Genomic DNA, 17598 nt, shown 5'->3' with positions numbered 1-17598 from the left:
TTTCAGATGAAAGTTTCGTTACTTGATTTATCGATATTTAAATATATAGCGTTTATTTAAATCGAGAAATTGATTTCAAATGGTGTTTCAGAAAAGTTATTGTAAATAACAAAGACAATTAAAACTGAAAAAAAATCATAATGCAAGATGCTTTATGGCTATTGAAATAGAGCATTTAGTTAGTAGAAAACACTTAATGGGAGGGGCAATCAATGCTTCTGCACTTGGAAGATTTGGAGTCGTTATTCCTTGGTCAGAAGAGAAGTTAAGAGCATTTATTAAAATTGGTTAGATATCTTCATTATTTAAGATTTGCTGAAAAAAAACACTTTTGATACTTCTAATCTTTTAATTGTTACTAAAGAGCAGATTGATGAAGCCGTTCACGAGATAACTCAACAAAAGTCTGGGAATGTTTCATATTAACATACTTACATCGAGAAAGATTTCGTAAAATACAAGCCCTTACCCCTCCCGGGTAAGGGCTCTCTTCAATTCCCCAACAATCTAACTCTTTATAGCCCCCATCATAATCCCCTTCACAAAATACCTTTGCACAAAAGGATACACCATAATGATCGGCAGCGTGGCGACCATGGTCACCGCCATCCGGATGCTTTCGCTGGAGACCGGGATCCGCTTGGAGCCCTGCGCCAACTGCTGGGCATCGGACATCATGCCGGCGGTCTGGAACTGGTTGAGGATTTTGACCAGGACGGCCTGCAGGGTCTTGAGCTCCGGCTTGTAGGTATACACATAGGAGTCATACCAGGAGTTCCAATGGCCGATGGCCAGGAACAGGCCGATCGTGGCGAGCACCGGCACGCACAGCGGCATGATGATGCGGAAGAACGTCTGCAGGTCGTTAGCGCCGTCGATTTTGGAGGATTCCTCGATCTCGCCGGGGATTTGCTCCATGAAGGTGCGCACCAGAATCATCAGGAACACGCCGATTAAGCCAGGGAAGATATAGACCCAGAAGGAGTCGATCAGCCCCAGGGATTTGATGATCATATACGTCGGGATCAGCCCGCCGCCGAAATACATCGTGAACACAAAGAAGAAGGAGAAGTATTTCCACCCGAGCAGATTGCGCTTGCTGAGCGGATAGGCGAGCAGCGTGATGAAGAAGATGGATGCCGCCGTCCCGACGACGGTCCGCAGCACGGTGATCTTGATGGCGCTCCAGATCTCCGGATTCCGGAAGATGGTCAGGTAGCTCTCGATCGTTGGCACGCGCGGCCAGAAGTACAGGTTGCCCCGCATCGTATCGGTTGCATCATTCAAGGAGATGACCAGGATGTTCCAGAACGGATAGAAGGTCACGAGGAAGATGCCGGTCAGGAACAGGTATAAAGAGGAATCGAAGATACGCTCGGGCATGGTTTTTTTGCTTAACATGGATGTACCTCCTTATGGTTTAGAATAGGGACTGCCCGTTCAGCTTCTTCGCCGTATAGTTGACGATGACCACGATGATGAATGCCACCACGGAGCTGAACATGCCGACGGCTGCCGCATAGGAGAACATGCCGTTCTGAATACCGTAGCGGAACGAATAGGTGGACAGGACGTCGGAGTAATCCCGCGTCAGGTCATTGCCGAGCAGGAAGTGCTGGTCGAAGCCCGCGTTCAGGATGCCGCCAAGCGCCAGAATCAGCAAAATGACAATCGTTGGCTTCAGGTGGGGCAGGGTGATGTACCGGATCTGCTTAAAACGGTTGGCGCCGTCGACCTTGGCCGCTTCATAGAGCTCCTGGTTGATGGACGAGATGGCCGCCAAATACATGATCGAGCTGTAGCCCATATCCTTCCACGTATTGCCGAGTGCAACGATCCACCAGAAATACTTGCCGTTCTGCAGGAATAAAACGCTTTCATCGGTGATGTGTAGGAATTTCAATATGCCGTTAATCGCGCCGTCCGAGGAGAGCAGGGTCACGATGATGTTGGCCGCGATAACCCAGGATATGAAATAGGGAAGATAGGAGGCGGTTTGCACGGTCTTTTTGAATTTCACGTTCTTGATCTCATTAATCGCGATGGCGATCAGGATCGGCATCGGGAAGGAGAAGAGCAGCGTGATCAGCGTGGAAGCCAGCGTATTTCGCATGACGATCCAGAAGTCGCCGTTGTTGAAGAAGTAACGGAACCATTCCAGGCCGATGAACTCGCTCGTGAACAGGGTCGACCAGAAGCCGCCGAGCGTCGGCTGGTAATTGACGAAGGACATGTATAGGCCAACCATGGGCGTATACGCAAACACAATGGCCCAGATCAGTCCGGGCAGCATCATCAGGAATAGATACTTCTGCTGCTTCAGCATGGCCCAGCGGCTTTTTCGATGAGGACTCAAGTTCAAGTCACTCCGCGTCTGTAAGGTTGTAGCAGGTTTCATATGGGGCACCTCGCATCTCAAGTTAACTCAAATTATAAGACTCGGAAAAAACGAGTGTCGATATGACAATGTAACGAAAGATGCTTGAAAATAACTTACATCGCGAATTCCCATAGTTAAAAAAACGAAATCGCTATAATATGAAGGGATAAAGCCGAACAGGGGGTATGAGCATGTATAGCATTTTTCTCGTAGATGACGAAGAGCTGGAGCTTGAGATGATCCGAGATTATATTCGTTGGGAAGAGATGGGAATATATGTAGCCGGAACAGCCCTGAACGGCAGGGATGCCCTGGAGAAGATCGAGGTGATTCAGCCCGATATCGTACTGACGGACGTCCAGATGCCCGTTATGAACGGGCTTGATATGGCGAAACGGGTGAGTGAGTTATTCGACTGGATTCAGTTCGTCTTCCTGACCGGACACGATGAATTCAATTATGTGAAGTCGGCCTTAAACGTGGGAGCCGTCGGCTATTTATTGAAGCCGCTGGATCTGAGCGAAATTGTAAGCGTTATCGATAAAGTCAAACGGCGCTGCGAGGAAGTGCGGATGAAGAACCGCTCCATTCGCGTAACCAAGTCCAATATTGTACGAGAGATGATATTCGAGCAGAACGAGGAGCGATTCCGAAACCTCGCTGCCAGCTACCATAAACTGTCCCGCCATACGGAGCCGAGAACGTATACCCTTACGCTGCTCGGCATCGATGCTCCGCACGCTGCACAGCCGGGACTGTCCCTCGAGGATGGCATGGCGCGTCTGCAGACGTTTATGGAGGAGTGGCTTGCGGACAAGAAACTCGAAGCGGATCTGGTCATCTGCCGGGAAGGCGAGCTGGGCATCTTCATGGATGCCGCCAGTCATCTGAGCCGCTTTACGTGGGAGGATCTGCTGAAGCAGATGCAGCATACGCTGGGCTTTACGATGACCGCGGCCGTGAACGAGGAGCCGGAAGAGCTGTCCCGCATCCAGGATGTATACCGGGAGACGCGGCAGATGCTGGAGGAGATGTTTTACGTCGGGAACGGGAGAGTCATCTATGCCAAGGACGTGCTGCGGCAGCTGGGGAGCCGGCAAATTCCCCCTTTCCAAGAAGCGGCCTATTTCGAGGATATTCATCAGCTGGCGTCCGAGCAGGCCGCGCAGAAGGTGCGGGATTACTTCAACCGGCTGGTCATGCTGCGAATCCGCAAAAACGAAGTGTGCGACTTTGCCATCGGACTGGTGGAGCGTCTGCTGGAGGGGATTCATGAACCGATCACGGAGAGCCACAAGCGGGCGGAGCTATACCATTCCATCTATCAGTGCCGAACCATTATTGAAATCGAAGCGATCATCATGGATTTTGCCGGGCATGCGATTCGGACGCTGGAACACCGGTTCATGGACAAAAATGCAAGGCTGGTGCACCAGGTGCGCACGACGATCGACCAGACCTATCACCAGGCCATTACAATCAACAGCTTGTCCGATCAGGTGTATCTGTCTCCTAACTACCTGCGTTCCATCTTTAAGGAGAAAACCGGCATGACGATCCATGATTACCTAACGAGAATCCGGCTGAACAAAGCCAAGGAGCTGCTGGCCGACGATTCGCTCAAGGTGCAGGACATCGCCCAAAGGGTCGGTTATGAGAGCACATCCTACTTCATTTCCTTATTCTTAAAAAGCCAAGGAGTTACGCCGAATGAATACCGCAAAAACATCTAGCCCGTCCGGCCCGTGGAGCCGTCTGGCAGGGGCTTTCCCGTTCGCGCACTTACGCGCATACACCAATTGGCGGCTCCGGCACAAATTCTTTTTCATCTTTCTGATCGTGATCATCCTTCCGTTCTCGCTGCTGATCTATTATTCGTATTCTTCTACACGCAGCACGATTACGGAGCATACCTATACGGCCTTGGGCGGATCGCTGGCACAGATTAACACCAACGTGGAGAAGCGGCTGGAGTATTACAATCAGCTGTCGAACATCCTCTACATGGATGCGCAGCTACGCAATTATCTGTCTACCGATTATGAGCAGGCGTACTATTATCTGGACGCCTTCCAATATATCAACCGGACGCTGCCGTCCCTGATGACCCTGAATGCCAACATTTTGGGCATCACGATTTATACGGGGAACCATACCCTCTATTCCGACGGTCAATACGTCAAATATACGGAAGAGCTGCCCCGGGCGATGGAGGAGCAGGTGCTGGATGCCGCCGGCAATACGGTGTACTTCCATTCCGGGAATTTCAAGGCCGATGATGCACATATCACCATTGCCCGTTCGTTAAGTTATTTCAGCCTGCAGCATCCGTACGGGATATTGACCATGGATATTAACGCGAACGAATTCTACTCCCTGATCAAAATGGAGAACGACAACAAAAGCGTCTATATTGTCGACGAGTTTGGCGGCGTGATCAGCACGGGGGATCAGAACCTCCAATCGAACCAGCTGTTCGACGTGTTTCCGATTCAGGAGCGGATGACCCAGGATGCGGGCTCATTCGATATGAAGATTAACGGCCAGGAACGTTTTTTCACGTATAAAAAGCTCAGCAACGGTTGGTCCACGGTCATCACCGTGCCCTACGACGAGCTGCTGGCCAATGCGAATCAGGCGACCAAGAATGTCATCTGGTTCTCCATGCTGGCGATTGGCATTGCCATCCTGCTGCTCTATTTTACGACGAAGGTCATGACCAAGCGCATCGAGGTGCTGCTGCAGCAGATCCGGAAGGTGGAGCGCGGGGATTTCCGGCTGTCGATTAAGCCGATGGGGCATGACGAGATCGGCCAGGTGTCCTTTGCGTTCAATAAGATGGCCGCGACCATACAATCCCTGATCCATGACGTGTACGTGAAGGAGATCGCAAGGAAGGAGTCGGAGCTGAATACGCTTCAGGCCCAGATCAACCCCCATTTTCTGTACAACACCTTGTCCTCGATCTCTTCGCTGGCGATCAAAGAAGGGGCTATGCAGGTGTACCAGATGGTCAATTATTTGGCCAAGTATTACCGGGTGTCGCTGAATAAAGGGAAGCGCATCATTCTGCTGGAGCAGGAAATCAACCTGGTGAAGAATTATGTCGCGATTCAGAAGATCCGGTTCCGGGACAAGCTTCATATGCATTACGACCTGGATGAGCAGCTGTTCGGGAACACGACGATCAAGCTGATTCTGCAGCCCTTCATCGAGAACTGCATCAATCATGCCATTGGGGACGAATCGGGAATCAACATTAACGTGAAGCTGGGGCGGGAGGGGAACGACATCTTGCTCCAGGTCATTGACGACGGCATTGGCATGACCCCCGAACAGCTCGACCGCGCGCTCAACAAATCGGATGCTCTGTCAGGATACGGCGTGAAAAACGTGGATGACCGGATCAAACTGACCTACGGGGAGGAATATGGCGTCAGCATCTTCAGCCGGCTCGGCATCGGGACCGCGGTGACCATTCGGATACCTGTAATCTCCGATAGGCATCCTGCAAACGAACGGGACCCGCAGCAGGCGTTACCCTGAATGAAAGACATTTTGCATCATGGATTGTAAGATTGCGTTATAGATCAATGAACTCCCGGTTTTTACAATGATAGATATATTCGAGCTTTTGGATATGACGACCTTAGAAAGGGGTTCAGGGAATGAAGAAACTAAAATTGATGCTGGCGGCAGCGCTCGTTATGACAACGCTGTCGGCTTGCGGCGGCAACCAGAAGGAGGCATCGGGCGGAGACAGCGGTACGGAGACGGACAGCAATGCACCGATCACGTTAACCTGGTTTGACCAAAACACGGGGGATGCCTTTACGAATCCGGTCGCTAAAGTGATTACGGAAAAAACAGGCGTCACCGTCGAGATCCAGCAGCCTACGGGCAATCCGGTTGAGAAGCTGAATCTGATGCTCGCCAGCGGCGATCTTCCGGACGTTATTTTGATGAGTCGTGGAAGCGATATCATGAACAAGTATATTACCTCGGGCGCGGTGATCCCGCTGAATGACCTGATTGAAGAGCACGGACCGAATATCCAAAAAATGTACGGCGACACGCTCGCCAAAACGCGAAGCGAGGACGGCAACAATTATTATTTCTCCAACTGGTACGGCTTGGAGCAGTACCCGGTATTCGGATTCATGATGCGCATGGACATCATGAAGGAGCTGGGCGTCGGCGATAAGGTGAACAACGGCGAGCCGTTTACCGCGGAGGAATTCGAGGAGCTGCTGGTTAAGTTTAAGGAGAAATATCCAACCATCGATGGAAAAGAAAGCATTCCGATGACGCTCAACGGCGAGAATGTCGGAGCGGTGACCGGCAGCTTTAAGGGCATGTACGGCATGATGCCGTATTATGAAACGAACGGAGAGCTGAAGAAGGACGTCCGCGATCCGCGCTATCTCGAAATGGTCAAATATCTGAATTCCCTTTACCGCAAAGGCCTGCTCGATAAAGAATGGGCAACGATGAAGACCAAGCAGTTCGAGCAGAAGCTCGGCAACGGCAACGTATTTGCCACGGCGGAAGCGCTCTGGAATGTAGGCAATGCGAATGCGCTGCTCAAAACCGAAGCAGCCGATAAGGCCACCGAGGAAGAGCGTCAGTTCTACCAATATAAAGTGCTGGCTCCGGGCGTGAAGCCGGAAGAGGCCACTTACGGACCGAAGAGCTCCCTGGGCTGGGACGGCGTCGCCATCAGCCGCTCCAACAAGGATCCGGTCCGGACGATGAAACTGCTGGATTTCCTGGCCAGCGAGGAAGGCCAGTATCTGCTGATGTGGGGAGTAGAGGGCGAGCATTGGGACATGAAGGACGGCAAGCATGTGCCAAGACAAGAAGTGCTGGACGCTTTCAAGAAGAATTGGGACGAAGCTTCCCGTACGACGGGCATCCGCAAGTGGACCTGGATGATCAAGAACGGTCCCGGCGAGGACGGAACCCCGTATGACCTGATGGGCCGTTACCAGACCGATCCGGTCACGGATCTGGCGATCAAGAACCTGGCCGATACGTCGTTTGATACGGCACCGTACGATAACCTGGGTCCTGCTGGCGGAACGCCGGAAGCCATTATGGAAACGAAGGTGAACGACACCATCAATAAATATTTCCTGAAGATGGCCCTGTCGCCGTCCGAGGACCAAGTGGTGGAATCCTATACCCAGATGATGGCCGAGATCGAGGCGGCTGGCCTGGCCAAGCTGGAGAAGATTTATACGGACAACTTCAACAAACGTCAAGAGCTGTGGGGCAAATAATCTGGCCAAGGGGAGTCAAAAGATGCTTCGTCTTTTGGCTCTCCTTTTTTTCTTGAACAGGCAAAAACGATATCAACATGAATCGGAAGGATGATATTCTGTGACCATTCAATACCAAGAACAGTTTCGCGTGTTTGCGATACAAACCGATAACAGCTCCTATCTGTTCGGCATCAACGACAGCGGCAACCTGCAGCATCTATACTGGGGAGAGCCGGTCGCGATCGAAGATGCAGCGCCGCTGCTGCGGCCGAGATCGCACAGCTCGTTTGATGCGGAAGTCCATTCGGAGGTGGAGGAATACAGCTTCTGGGGCGGAGTCAAATACAGCGAGCCCAGCCTGAAGGTCCGCATGCCGGATGGTGTGCGCGACTTGGCGGTTCGTTATGCCGGGCATCGCACGCTGCAGACGGAAGGCAGAGAGACGCTGATCATTGTTATGAAGGACGAAGCGTACCCACTCGAAGTAGAACTGTCCTACCGGACGATTCCCGAGTGCGACCTGATCGAACGTTCGGCCCGGATCGTCAACCGCGGCGAGGCGGATATCGTGCTGGAGAACGCGCAATCCGCGGCCTGGGTCATCCCCTATCTGGCGGATTACCGCCTCACGCACGTGACGGGAAAATGGTCCGGCGAATTTCAACTGCGCAGCACCTTCCTCACCGAAGGCAAGAAGGTGCTGGAATCCCGCAGGGGTTTTACGGACAGTCATGCCAACCCCTGGTTTGCAATGGATGACGGACACGCCACGGAGTCGGCGGGTCAGGTCTGGTTCGGGGCGCTGGCCTGGAGCGGGAACTGGAGGATTACGGCCGAGCGGACGGTGTTCGATCATGTCCGGGTGACCGGAGGCATCAATGATTTCGACAGCGAGTGGGTGCTGGGAGCGGGAGAAGCCTTCGATACGCCCGGCTTCGTCGGGGGATACAGCAGCGGGGGCTTTGGCGGGATGAGTCGGCGGCTGCACCGTTTTCAGTATTCGGATGTCCTGCCGGGCCGTGAAACGAGACCGGTCTTGTATAACTCCTGGGAAGCGACGTACTTCGATGTCAATGCCAAGGATCAAATGGCTTTGGCCGAAAGAGCCGCGCGTTTGGGCGTGGAATTGTTCGTCGTGGACGACGGGTGGTTCGGCGGGCGCAACCATGATCGCGCCGGGCTAGGCGATTGGTTCGTGAACCGGGAGAAGTTCCCGAACGGTCTCGGCGAGCTGATTGACAAGGTGCATGAGCTCGGCATGGATTTCGGCATCTGGGTGGAGCCGGAGGCCGTCAATCCGGACAGCGACCTGTACCGGGAGCACCCGGATTGGGTGTACCATTTCGAGACGCGGGAGCGCTCGGAGCTTCGCAATCAGCTGCTGCTGAACATTTCAAAGCCGGAGGTTAAGGCCTACATTCTGCAGTTTATGACGGACCTGCTGGAGAAGCATGACATCAAGTTCATTAAATGGGACATGAACCGGACCGTAACCGAACCCGGCATGAAGGACCATCCGCTTCACCGCCAGAAGGAGATCTGGATTCGCCACGTTCAGAGCCTGTACGAGATCTGGGCAGAGCTTCGGCGCAAATTCCCGCATGTGGCGTTTGAAACCTGCGCAGGCGGCGGAGCGCGCATCGATCTTGGCATCTTCCGGTATGCCGACCAATCCTGGCCGAGCGATAACACCGATGCCTTTGACCGCCTCAGCATTCAGGAGGGCTTCTCGTACACGTATGCTCCGCGGATGATGACCTGCTGGGTGACGGAATCGCCGACAGGGATGAATCGCAGACAGGTATCCCTGAAATACCGCTTCCACAGCGCCATGATGGGAACGCTCGGCATCGGCTCCAACCTGAATGAGTGGAGCGATGAGCTGATTGCGGAATCGGCCGAATATGTCGCACAGTATAAATCCATTCGCCATCTGGTTCAGTTCGGCAGCCAGTATCGCCTCGACTCGCTTCGGCATAAAGGCGTAACGGCCGTGCAGTACGGCAGCGAAGACGGCAGCGACAACGTGCTGTTTGCGTTCCTGCACAGCCAGAAGCTGGGCGAGCCGCTGCCGCGACTGCGGCTGACCGGACTGCAAGCCGATCAGTCGTATGCCATTGAGGGACTTGATGGAACGTGGAGCGGCAGGGCACTCATGAACATCGGGATCGAGCTGCCGCTGCGCGGGGATTTTGACAGCTTGGTGTATCGGATTCAGAGATAGGAATGAGATTGAAATAGAAAAGCGTCGTATTGCCTTTCGCGATACGACGCTTTTTCCGGTTGACTATACAACGTATAAGTATGACCCATATTGGAGTTTAGGAAATGGGTCCATATTGCGTCGTTCAAATCTGATTTTTCATCATAACGGGTTACCAAATCCTACCATCTTCTTTTTGAACGACGTACCCTACATATTTATTCACAGGCTCATCTTTTTCTTTGCTGTTATTGCTGCATCCACAAATAATAATGGCAAACATGACTAGACAGGGTATGAATTTGTTAATCATGATTTCCTCCCAGTCTAAAAAAGTGTGTGGTCAATCGAACCAAAGCTTGGGTTCAGTATAAGGAAATAACCAGGAAATCCTACCCCTTCCGGGTATCTCGGTATTCGGAAGGGGATTTTCCCATGATTTTTTTGAACAGCCGCGAGAAGTAGTAAGGATCCTGGAAGCCGAGACGGTGGCTGATCTCCTTGACGCTCTGGCCGGTCAGGTCCAGATGCTGGCAGGCCCGCTGGATTTTGAGCCGCAGATAGTAATCGATGGGGGAGTAGCCCGTCGCTTCCTTGAACCGGAAGGTGAAGTGAGGTATGGACAGGTTGGCGTAGGCCGCCAGCTCCTTCAGGCTCACATGCCCCTCCAGATGCTCGTTCATGAACCGAAGCGTCCGCTCCATGTCATGCTTGTTGTGCTGGTGTTGCCCCCGCTGCGGTTGAAGCCGGGCAAGGCGGATGATGGCTGCCAAGTGGCTGGCGAGCTGCGAGACATGGATGATATGGTTCAGCGTATACCCTTTTTGCAGCAGCTCGTAACTTTCCTGAAACAGCTCCACGATACTCCTAGACTGTTCGACCGGAACGACGGCGGGTTCGGCTGCGTCGGTAAAACCCTCGAACAATAAACCTGCATGCGTCCCCTTCATATGCCACCAGTAAATGCTCCAGGGATGAAACTCCGAGGATCCATATTCATGCGCCGTTTCCGGCGGGATGACAACCGCCTGCCCCTTGAGCAGAGAATGGGTTTTGCCGCCGTTCAATCGATACCAGCCTTCCCCCTCCACGCAGTAGATCAAGATGTACGCGCCGCTGCCCTCCGGGCGTTCCCGGTAGTGATGCAGCGCACGCGGAAAGTACCCGATGTCGGTCACGTACAGAGGTTCCACAAGCGGATGCCGTGCAGCCTCTTTCATAATATGATCCGGGAGGACCATGATTTTCTGGGATTCGAATCCGTCTGGTTTTCGTATGGTATCCATAGCTTTACTATGAATCGGAGCGGAATTGTTGTCAACCGGATTGAGCATTAGAAAATCAGAATATAATCCATCATCAACATGATATCGTCAATGGCTCTTCGGGAGGCGGGCTTATAAGATAGAGACATAACGCAGCCTACGCGGATGCTAACGGAGGGATGACGACTCATGACAAAACAACGGCAAGTGAGCGTACGGGAAGAGACCGTGGAGATTCCCACGTATGAAGTGGGGAAGCCGGACCTGAACCCGATGTTTTTGGAGAAACGGGTGTATCAGGGGAGCTCGGGGCGTGTCTACCCGCTGCCGGTCATCGATAAAATTTACGATGAAAAAGTATTAAAGCCCTACCGGATCATTTTCCTTGAAAATGAGTACGTGCAGATTCAGATCATGCCGCAGATTGGAGGCCGCATCTACCGGGCCATCGATAAAACCAACAACTATGATTTTGTATACCACAATCAAGTGATCAAGCCGGCTTTGGTTGGCCTTGCGGGTCCATGGATATCCGGGGGAATCGAGTTCAACTGGCCGCAGCACCACCGTCCGAACACCTATGGCGAGGTGGAGTGGAGCTTAACGGATCAGCCGGATGGCAGCAAGACGGTATGGGTCGGCGAGATCGACCGGATGTACGGCACGAAAGTGTCTACCGGCTTCACGCTGTATCCGGGCAAGGCGTATCTTGAAATTCACGCGCAAATGTACAATCGGACCTCGGAGCCGCAGACCTTTCTGTGGTGGGCGAATCCGGCTGTAGCGGTCAACGATCATACCCAGTCCGTATTTCCGCCGGACGTTCATGCGGTGTTCGACCATGGGAAGCGGGACGTGTCCAAATTCCCGATCGCAACCGGCACGTATTATAAGCAGGACTATTCGGCGGGCGTCGATATTTCCATGTATCGCAACATTCCCGTTCCGACCTCCTATATGGCCTATCATTCGGACTACGATTTCGTTGGCGGATATGACCATGGCTTGAAAGCGGGGATTCTGCATGTCGCCAATAAATATATATCTCCCGGCAAAAAACAGTGGACGTGGGGGCACGGCGAATTCGGCCAGGCCTGGGATCGCAATCTGACCGACGAAGACGGCCCGTACATCGAGCTCATGACCGGCGTGTATACCGATAACCAGCCCGATTTCACCTGGTTGGCGCCGTATGAGGAGAAAAGCTTCAAGCAGTACTTCATGCCCTATAAAGACATTGGGCTCGTGAAGAATGCGTCCATTGACGCCGCCGTGAATCTCGAAGTCCACGGTCGCAAGGCCGTTGTACATGCTTATGCAACCTCGGTTATCGAAGAGGCTCGCATCCTGTTGACCGGAGCGGGACGTACCTATTTGGATCGAAAGGTCAAGCTGTCGCCGGCCGATACCTTCCAGGCCGAAATCGAACTCTCCCCAGGTATGAGGGAGGAGGATGTGCGGGTCGCGGTATTCGCTGCGGACGGCAAAGAGCTGGTCGCTTACCAGCCCAAGCCGCGTACCTTGGAGCGAACGCCGGACCCGGCCACGGCGATTGGCAAGCCGGAGGACCTGAAGAATACCGAAGCGCTGTTCTTGGCAGGGCAGCATCTGGAGCAGTACCGTCACGCAACCTATGAACCGGAAGCCTATTATGTGGAAGGTCTTCGGCGCGATGCGGGAGACGCAAGGCTGAACAATGCCTATGGTTTGCTCCTGCTGCGCAGAGGGTGCTTTACGCAGAGTGAGGTTTATTTTAATAAAGCCATCGAAACCTTGACCCGCCACAACGCCCGGCCCTTTGACAGCGAACCGTTCTATCATTTGGGCAAAGCCTTGAAGTGGCAGGGCCGTTTGGATGAAGCGTACGCTTATCTGTACAAATCGGTCTGGTCGGGGGCTTGGCAAGGGGCGGGATATCTGGCTTTAGCCCAGATTGCCTGCGAGAAGCAGGAATATGAGGAAGCGTTCGAGCTGATCGAACGGTCCCTGGCAGCCCAGTACCGTAATTATAAAGCGCGGCATCTCAAGAGCATCATTTTAAGAAGGCAGGGGCGCTTGACAGAAGCGGCATCATGGCTTGAGGAAACGCTTAAGCTGGATCCCATGGATGCGGGCGCGATGAACGAGCTGGCAGCCGTATATCAAGAACTGAAGCAAGAGGACAAGAGTCGGCATGCTTACGAATCGCTTGTCCAGCTTCTGCACCATAATCCGCATAATTATATCGCCGTAGCTCAGGACTATGCGGATGCAGGCCAATATGGCGACGCTTTGGATGTGCTGCAGCGCATCGAACGCCTTACGGCATCTGCCGTCTATCCGATGGTTTATTACTACCAGGGCAGTGCTCTAATGAAGATGAACCGGGCGGAAGAGGCATACGCTTGCTACCGATTGGCCTCGGAGGCCGATCCGTCGTACTGTTTCCCGAATTCCCTGCATGACTACGTGACGCTAAAGCAGGCGCTCGGCGTACAGCCGCAGGATGCGAAGGCGTTGTACTACTTAGGGAATTTGCTGTACGACAAGAAGCGCTACGAGGAAGCCATAAGCAGCTGGGAAGCTTCGGTCGCTTTGGATGACAGCTTCGCTACGCCGCATCGGAATTTGGCCCTCGCTTACTATAACAAGAGACAGGACCACGATAAGGCATTGGCATCCCTGCAAACCGCCTTCTCGCTGAATCCGGCGGACGCCAGGGTCTTCTACGAGCTGGACCAATTGTATAAAAAGCTCGGTCATGCTCCGGCTGATCGCTTGAAAGCAATGGAAGAGCGCATGGAGCTGGTTGAGCAGCGGGACGATTTATTTCTGGAATATTTGACGCTGAACAATACGCTGAATCTGTATGAGGAGGCGCTGGCATTGATTCTGAAACGCAACTTTCACCCTTGGGAAGGTGGCGAGGGAAAGGTGCCGGCCCAGTATGTATTGGCCCGTGTGGAGCTAGCGAAGCAGCTGCTTCAGGATCGTCGCTACGAGGAAGCCGTAGAGCAGCTCCTTGCCGCCAAGCAATATCCGCTCAACATCAATGAAGGGAAGCTCACGGGAACGCAGGAGAATAACATCGATTATTACATGGGCTGCGCATACGAGGGACTGAGCTTGTCCGAAGAGGCGGAGGCGTGCTTCCTGAAAGCTTCGGAGGGGCTGGATGAGCCGACCAGCGCGATGTATTACAACGATCAGCCGCCGCACATGATATTTTATCAAGGGGCCGCGCTGCGGAGGCTGGGCCGGGAGAATGAAGCCCGCAGCCGGTTTAACAAGCTGATCGATTACGGGGAGAAGCATATATTCGAGACTCAGAGCATTGATTATTTTGCCGTATCGCTGCCGGACTTCCTGGTGTTTGATGAAGATCTGGACCGAAGAAACGAAATTCATTGCCGCTACATGATGGGGCTTGGGCATCTAGGACTTGGTGACCGGCAGTCCGCGGAAACCCTGTTCCGCGAGGTGCTGCAGCTGGAGTCTCACCATCAAGGAGCTGCGCTGCATTTGGAGCTTTGCAAGACGTTGATGTAAGAGTTTGACACTTCATGCTCAAGGGCCGTTATGAACGGTCTTTGAGCATTTGTGCATTCCGGGTGATGCGTTGATATAACGGAGGAGGATGACGATGATGATCTGGAGCAAAGGAATGCTGGATGGATATGAGGTTTGGACAGGGCGCACGGTGGTGATGGAGATGGCCGTGGTGCCTGAACTCGGAAGCAGGGTCATCTCGCTTCGCAATCGCAGAACAGGCCGGGAGTGGCTGGTGCAGCCTGTTGGAGGTCTGGAAACGAACGAGTATGCTAGCTCCTTCGGAAAGCGGGACGGCAGCGGCTGGGACGAAATGTTTCCTACAATCAATGTCTGCCGGTATCCCGCGTATCCATGGGAAGGAACGGAGCTTCCGGATCATGGCGAGGTATGGTCCATTCCATGGGACGCGCACAGCGAGGAAGAACAGCTTCACTGCAGCGTGCAGGGAATCCGAATTCCTTATCAGCTGCGCAAAACCTACTTCTTCCCCCGTGAAGATACCCTGCGGATCGATTATGCCGTTCATAATCCGAGCCCGTTCCCATTCTCTTTCCTGTGGGCCGCGCATCCGTTGTTTCAAATCGATGAAGGCGCAGAGATTATCGTTCCCAACGAGCTGAGGGAGATCATCATATCGTACTCGGCGAACGGTCGATTGGGAGAATTCGGTGATATTCGGAAATGGCCGCAGCCATGGGTGGATAACTCCCATATCCGATTGAATCGAACGGCCAGCAGGCATGAAGCATCGGCGGAGAAGTTTTATTTTGCTGGCGAGCTGCCGGAGGGGACAGCCTCCATTTACGATCCGGTTGCGGGAGAAGGACTCCGCATGATGTTTCCTAAAGAGCAGGTGCCTTATCTAGCGATATGGGCGAACTATGGCGGTTATCAGGGACAGTACCATCTTGCGCTTGAGCCTGCGACGGGGCTGCTTGATAATCTCTCGTATGCCATGCATCGTCAGGCAGCAGCCGAAGTGCCGGCCGGTGGTACGTATACGTGGTACCTTGAGATTAGCTGGATTGATGATCAAAGAAGAAGCGAAGTCTTCTTGATCGACCGTGGACCGACAAACGCTTAAGCATAAGCCAATTCACGAATGCGCTGGTTGGGATTGTCCGTAAATAATCCGCCGTGGTAACAGATCACGTTACGGACGTCATAGTGAGTGAGCTTCTGCAAGGAGAGCTGGGCTAAAGCCAAATCAAAACTGGTTGCCGGATCCGGCCCGATTAGTTGTCCCTCTCTGACGTTCAGCGCATCCGCTGCAATCAGGGTTTTGCTCGGTATATGATATAAGCTGGTATGGCCGGGGGTGTGGCCAGGCGTATGGATCACGATGATACCGCCGCCAAACGGCAGCTCCTCGCCGTCGCGCAACATGCGGTTCACTGGTGCTGTTGGAGGGTTCTCCAGCGTGTGTTTAAACGCGTTCCTCCACTCCGGCGGCACGTTATCCGGCATCGAAGCCAGCGCTTGTGTAATGGCCTCGGGCGATAGTTTGACAAGCCTTGTATCGCCTTCGATATAAGGCTTTTCTATTTCGCTGGCGAACACTTCAGGGGCGTAGTTGCTGTGCTGGATCATGGCCGGCAAGCTGCCGATATGATCCAAATCCTGGTGTGTTATAATAATTTTGCTTACATCCTGAACGGAAATCCCGATGTGCGATAACTGCTCTTGAATGAGCGGGAACTGGCCGGGATAGCCGGTATCGATAAGCACCTGATTCTGATGATCCCATAGGAATGTCGGATGGATCGTTTCGATTCGTCCCATCATGGCCGCTGATATGTTCAGCATATGAATGCCTTGATCGATTAACATGGTTACATACCTCCACTATATGGGGATTTCTTCTCCCGATTTCAACTTCCAGAGAAGACTGAGCAGAAGTAGAGTATCAAATCAGAAAAACAATGTAAATAGAAAAATATTATATCATAACACAAAAATAATTAGTTGTCAATATATAATTCCTAGGCCAGAATCCTCGTTAATATATGAAATGTCCGGCCCGGATACAAAACGTGATTCCAAGTCGTAGTCTGCTCATACGACTGGATTTCATCTCGCTATTGAGGAATATGTAATTGCTGGTATAATCCTTGAAAAGAGAAACGAAGTGACGCAGCAGATTGAAGAAGGAGAGGGAGCAGTGATGAATACGACGATTGAACTGAATAACGTAACCTGGCAACGGGAGCAGAAGACCGTTCTTACAGGCGTGGATTGGACCGTACAGCAAGGAGAGCATTGGGCGGTTCTTGGGCTGAACGGCTCCGGAAAGACAACCATTTTGAATATGATTAACGGTTACATCTGGCCGACCAGCGGCACGGTTTCGGTGCTCGGGCATCGTTTTGGCAGGGTGGATTTAAGAGAACTGCGTAAATCGATAGGCTGGGTCAGCTCCTCGCTACAGGAAAGAATCCGCCCGAGCGAATCCACGCTGGACGTCGTGATTAGCGGCAAACACGCCTCGATCGGACTGTATCAGAAGGTGGATGAAGCAGACCGGGAACAGGCCGAGCAGCTGATGAAGGATTTTAATTGTATTCATCTGCTGGGGCGTACATATGAAACTTGTTCGCAAGGGGAGAAGCAGAAGCTGCTGATCGCTCGGGCACTTATGGCTTCGCCGAGGCTGTTGATACTGGACGAGGCCTGTAATGGACTCGATTTTCTGTCGAGGGAAGCGCTGCTGTCCAGCATTACGGCACTGGCTTCAAAGCCCGATGCGCCGACCCTGCTGTTCGTTACGCATCATATCGAAGAAATACTGCCGATCTTCTCGCACTCCTTGCTCATCCGCCGGGGCACCGTGTTCGGGAAGGGGCGTTCCCGGGACATGCTGACCAGCGACAATTTGACCTTGTTTTTTGAGACGCCGGTCGAGGTTAGCTGGCAGAATGATCGGGCCTGGATGTCCATTCCGGACTTATCATGAAC

Annotated in this window: 12 protein-coding genes; 8 read left to right on the top strand and 4 right to left on the bottom strand. The window is 52.8% G+C overall.

Annotated features, from left to right (window positions below):
• Nucleotides 1–154 precede the first annotated feature (154 nt).
• The gene (locus MKX98_RS23050; RefSeq protein ID WP_339218583.1) at nt 155–292 is read left to right on the top strand and encodes a hypothetical protein; all 138 of its coding nucleotides are present in this window, start codon (nt 155–157) and stop codon (nt 290–292) included.
• Between the two features lie 215 nt (nt 293–507).
• Here the strand turns inward: MKX98_RS23050 and MKX98_RS23045 are convergent, their stop codons facing one another.
• The gene (locus MKX98_RS23045) at nt 508–1401 is read right to left on the bottom strand and encodes a carbohydrate ABC transporter permease (RefSeq protein ID WP_339218581.1); all 894 of its coding nucleotides are present in this window, start codon (nt 1399–1401) and stop codon (nt 508–510) included.
• A gap of 19 nt (nt 1402–1420) precedes the next feature.
• Nucleotides 1421–2398, bottom strand: a complete 978-nt coding sequence (locus MKX98_RS23040) for an ABC transporter permease subunit (RefSeq protein ID WP_339218579.1) — start codon at nt 2396–2398, stop codon at nt 1421–1423.
• 173 nt (nt 2399–2571) lie between these two features.
• On the opposite strand from MKX98_RS23040, the gene MKX98_RS23035 reads away from it, so the two are divergent.
• The 4 genes from MKX98_RS23035 (at nt 2572) to MKX98_RS23020 (ending at nt 9868) form a co-directional block, all read left to right on the top strand.
• A complete protein-coding gene (locus MKX98_RS23035; protein ID WP_339218577.1) occupies nt 2572–4113 on the top strand; it encodes a response regulator in 1542 nt (513 codons plus the stop codon).
• Nucleotides 4091–5926 carry a sensor histidine kinase gene (locus MKX98_RS23030; protein WP_339218575.1) on the top strand — a complete coding sequence of 612 codons (1836 nt, stop codon included), beginning with the start codon at nt 4091–4093 and terminating at the stop codon, nt 5924–5926. The genes MKX98_RS23035 and MKX98_RS23030 overlap by 23 nt, the downstream gene beginning before the upstream one ends.
• Nucleotides 5927–6048: 122 nt before the next feature.
• On the top strand, nt 6049–7662 hold the full coding sequence (locus MKX98_RS23025) for an ABC transporter substrate-binding protein (RefSeq protein WP_339218573.1): 1614 nt from the start codon (nt 6049–6051) through the stop codon (nt 7660–7662).
• Nucleotides 7663–7762: 100 nt separating this feature from the next.
• Complete coding sequence (locus MKX98_RS23020; RefSeq protein ID WP_339218571.1) at nt 7763–9868, top strand: alpha-galactosidase; 2106 nt, start codon at nt 7763–7765, stop codon at nt 9866–9868.
• Nucleotides 9869–10239: 371 nt separating this feature from the next.
• On the opposite strand, the gene MKX98_RS23015 is transcribed toward MKX98_RS23020, so the two are convergent.
• On the bottom strand, nt 10240–11133 hold the full coding sequence (locus MKX98_RS23015; RefSeq protein WP_339218568.1) for an AraC family transcriptional regulator: 894 nt from the start codon (nt 11131–11133) through the stop codon (nt 10240–10242).
• Nucleotides 11134–11301: 168 nt separating this feature from the next.
• Between MKX98_RS23015 and MKX98_RS23010 the strand changes: the two genes are divergently transcribed.
• Both MKX98_RS23010 and MKX98_RS23005 read left to right on the top strand, forming a co-directional pair.
• Nucleotides 11302–14640, top strand: coding sequence for a DUF5107 domain-containing protein (locus MKX98_RS23010; protein WP_339218566.1), 3339 nt, complete (start codon nt 11302–11304; stop codon nt 14638–14640).
• Between the two features lie 97 nt (nt 14641–14737).
• Nucleotides 14738–15727 carry a hypothetical protein gene (locus tag MKX98_RS23005; protein ID WP_339224550.1) on the top strand — a complete coding sequence of 330 codons (990 nt, stop codon included), beginning with the start codon at nt 14738–14740 and terminating at the stop codon, nt 15725–15727.
• Here MKX98_RS23005 and MKX98_RS23000 read toward each other — a convergent pair.
• Entirely contained in the window at nt 15724–16473 is a 750-nt protein-coding gene (locus tag MKX98_RS23000) for an MBL fold metallo-hydrolase (protein ID WP_339218564.1), read from the bottom strand. The two genes, MKX98_RS23005 and MKX98_RS23000, sit on opposite strands and share 4 nt — an antisense overlap.
• 334 nt (nt 16474–16807) lie before the next feature.
• Here MKX98_RS23000 and MKX98_RS22995 point away from each other — a divergent pair, with 334 nt between their 5' ends.
• Nucleotides 16808–17596: an ABC transporter ATP-binding protein gene (locus MKX98_RS22995; RefSeq protein WP_339218562.1), complete on the top strand. Its 789-nt coding sequence runs from the start codon at nt 16808–16810 to the stop codon at nt 17594–17596.
• Nucleotides 17597–17598 lie beyond the last annotated feature (2 nt).

It is taken from the genome of Paenibacillus sp. FSL W7-1332, assembly GCF_037969785.1.
Classification (GTDB): Bacteria; Bacillota; Bacilli; order Paenibacillales; family Paenibacillaceae; genus Paenibacillus_AQ.
Note: the sequence above shows the minus strand (reverse complement) of the source record. Positions and strands in the feature narration are given on the sequence as shown.

Bases quoted from the DNA above. Each gene is read 5' to 3' on its own strand.
- MKX98_RS23015 (WP_339218568.1), bottom strand. From the start codon at position 11,133: ATGGATACCATACGAAAACCAGACGGATTCGAATCCCAGAAAATCATG.
- MKX98_RS23005 (WP_339224550.1), top strand. From the start codon at position 14,738: ATGATCTGGAGCAAAGGAATGCTGGATGGATATGAGGTTTGGACAGGG.
- MKX98_RS23040 (WP_339218579.1), bottom strand. From the start codon at position 2,398: ATGAAACCTGCTACAACCTTACAGACGCGGAGTGACTTGAACTTGAGT.
- MKX98_RS23025 (WP_339218573.1), top strand. From the start codon at position 6,049: ATGAAGAAACTAAAATTGATGCTGGCGGCAGCGCTCGTTATGACAACG.
- MKX98_RS23000 (WP_339218564.1), bottom strand. From the start codon at position 16,473: ATGTTAATCGATCAAGGCATTCATATGCTGAACATATCAGCGGCCATG.
- MKX98_RS23050 (WP_339218583.1), top strand. From the start codon at position 155: ATGGCTATTGAAATAGAGCATTTAGTTAGTAGAAAACACTTAATGGGA.
- MKX98_RS23010 (WP_339218566.1), top strand. From the start codon at position 11,302: ATGACAAAACAACGGCAAGTGAGCGTACGGGAAGAGACCGTGGAGATT.
- MKX98_RS23045 (WP_339218581.1), bottom strand. From the start codon at position 1,401: ATGTTAAGCAAAAAAACCATGCCCGAGCGTATCTTCGATTCCTCTTTA.
- MKX98_RS22995 (WP_339218562.1), top strand. From the start codon at position 16,808: ATGAATACGACGATTGAACTGAATAACGTAACCTGGCAACGGGAGCAG.
- MKX98_RS23030 (WP_339218575.1), top strand. From the start codon at position 4,091: ATGAATACCGCAAAAACATCTAGCCCGTCCGGCCCGTGGAGCCGTCTG.
- MKX98_RS23035 (WP_339218577.1), top strand. From the start codon at position 2,572: ATGTATAGCATTTTTCTCGTAGATGACGAAGAGCTGGAGCTTGAGATG.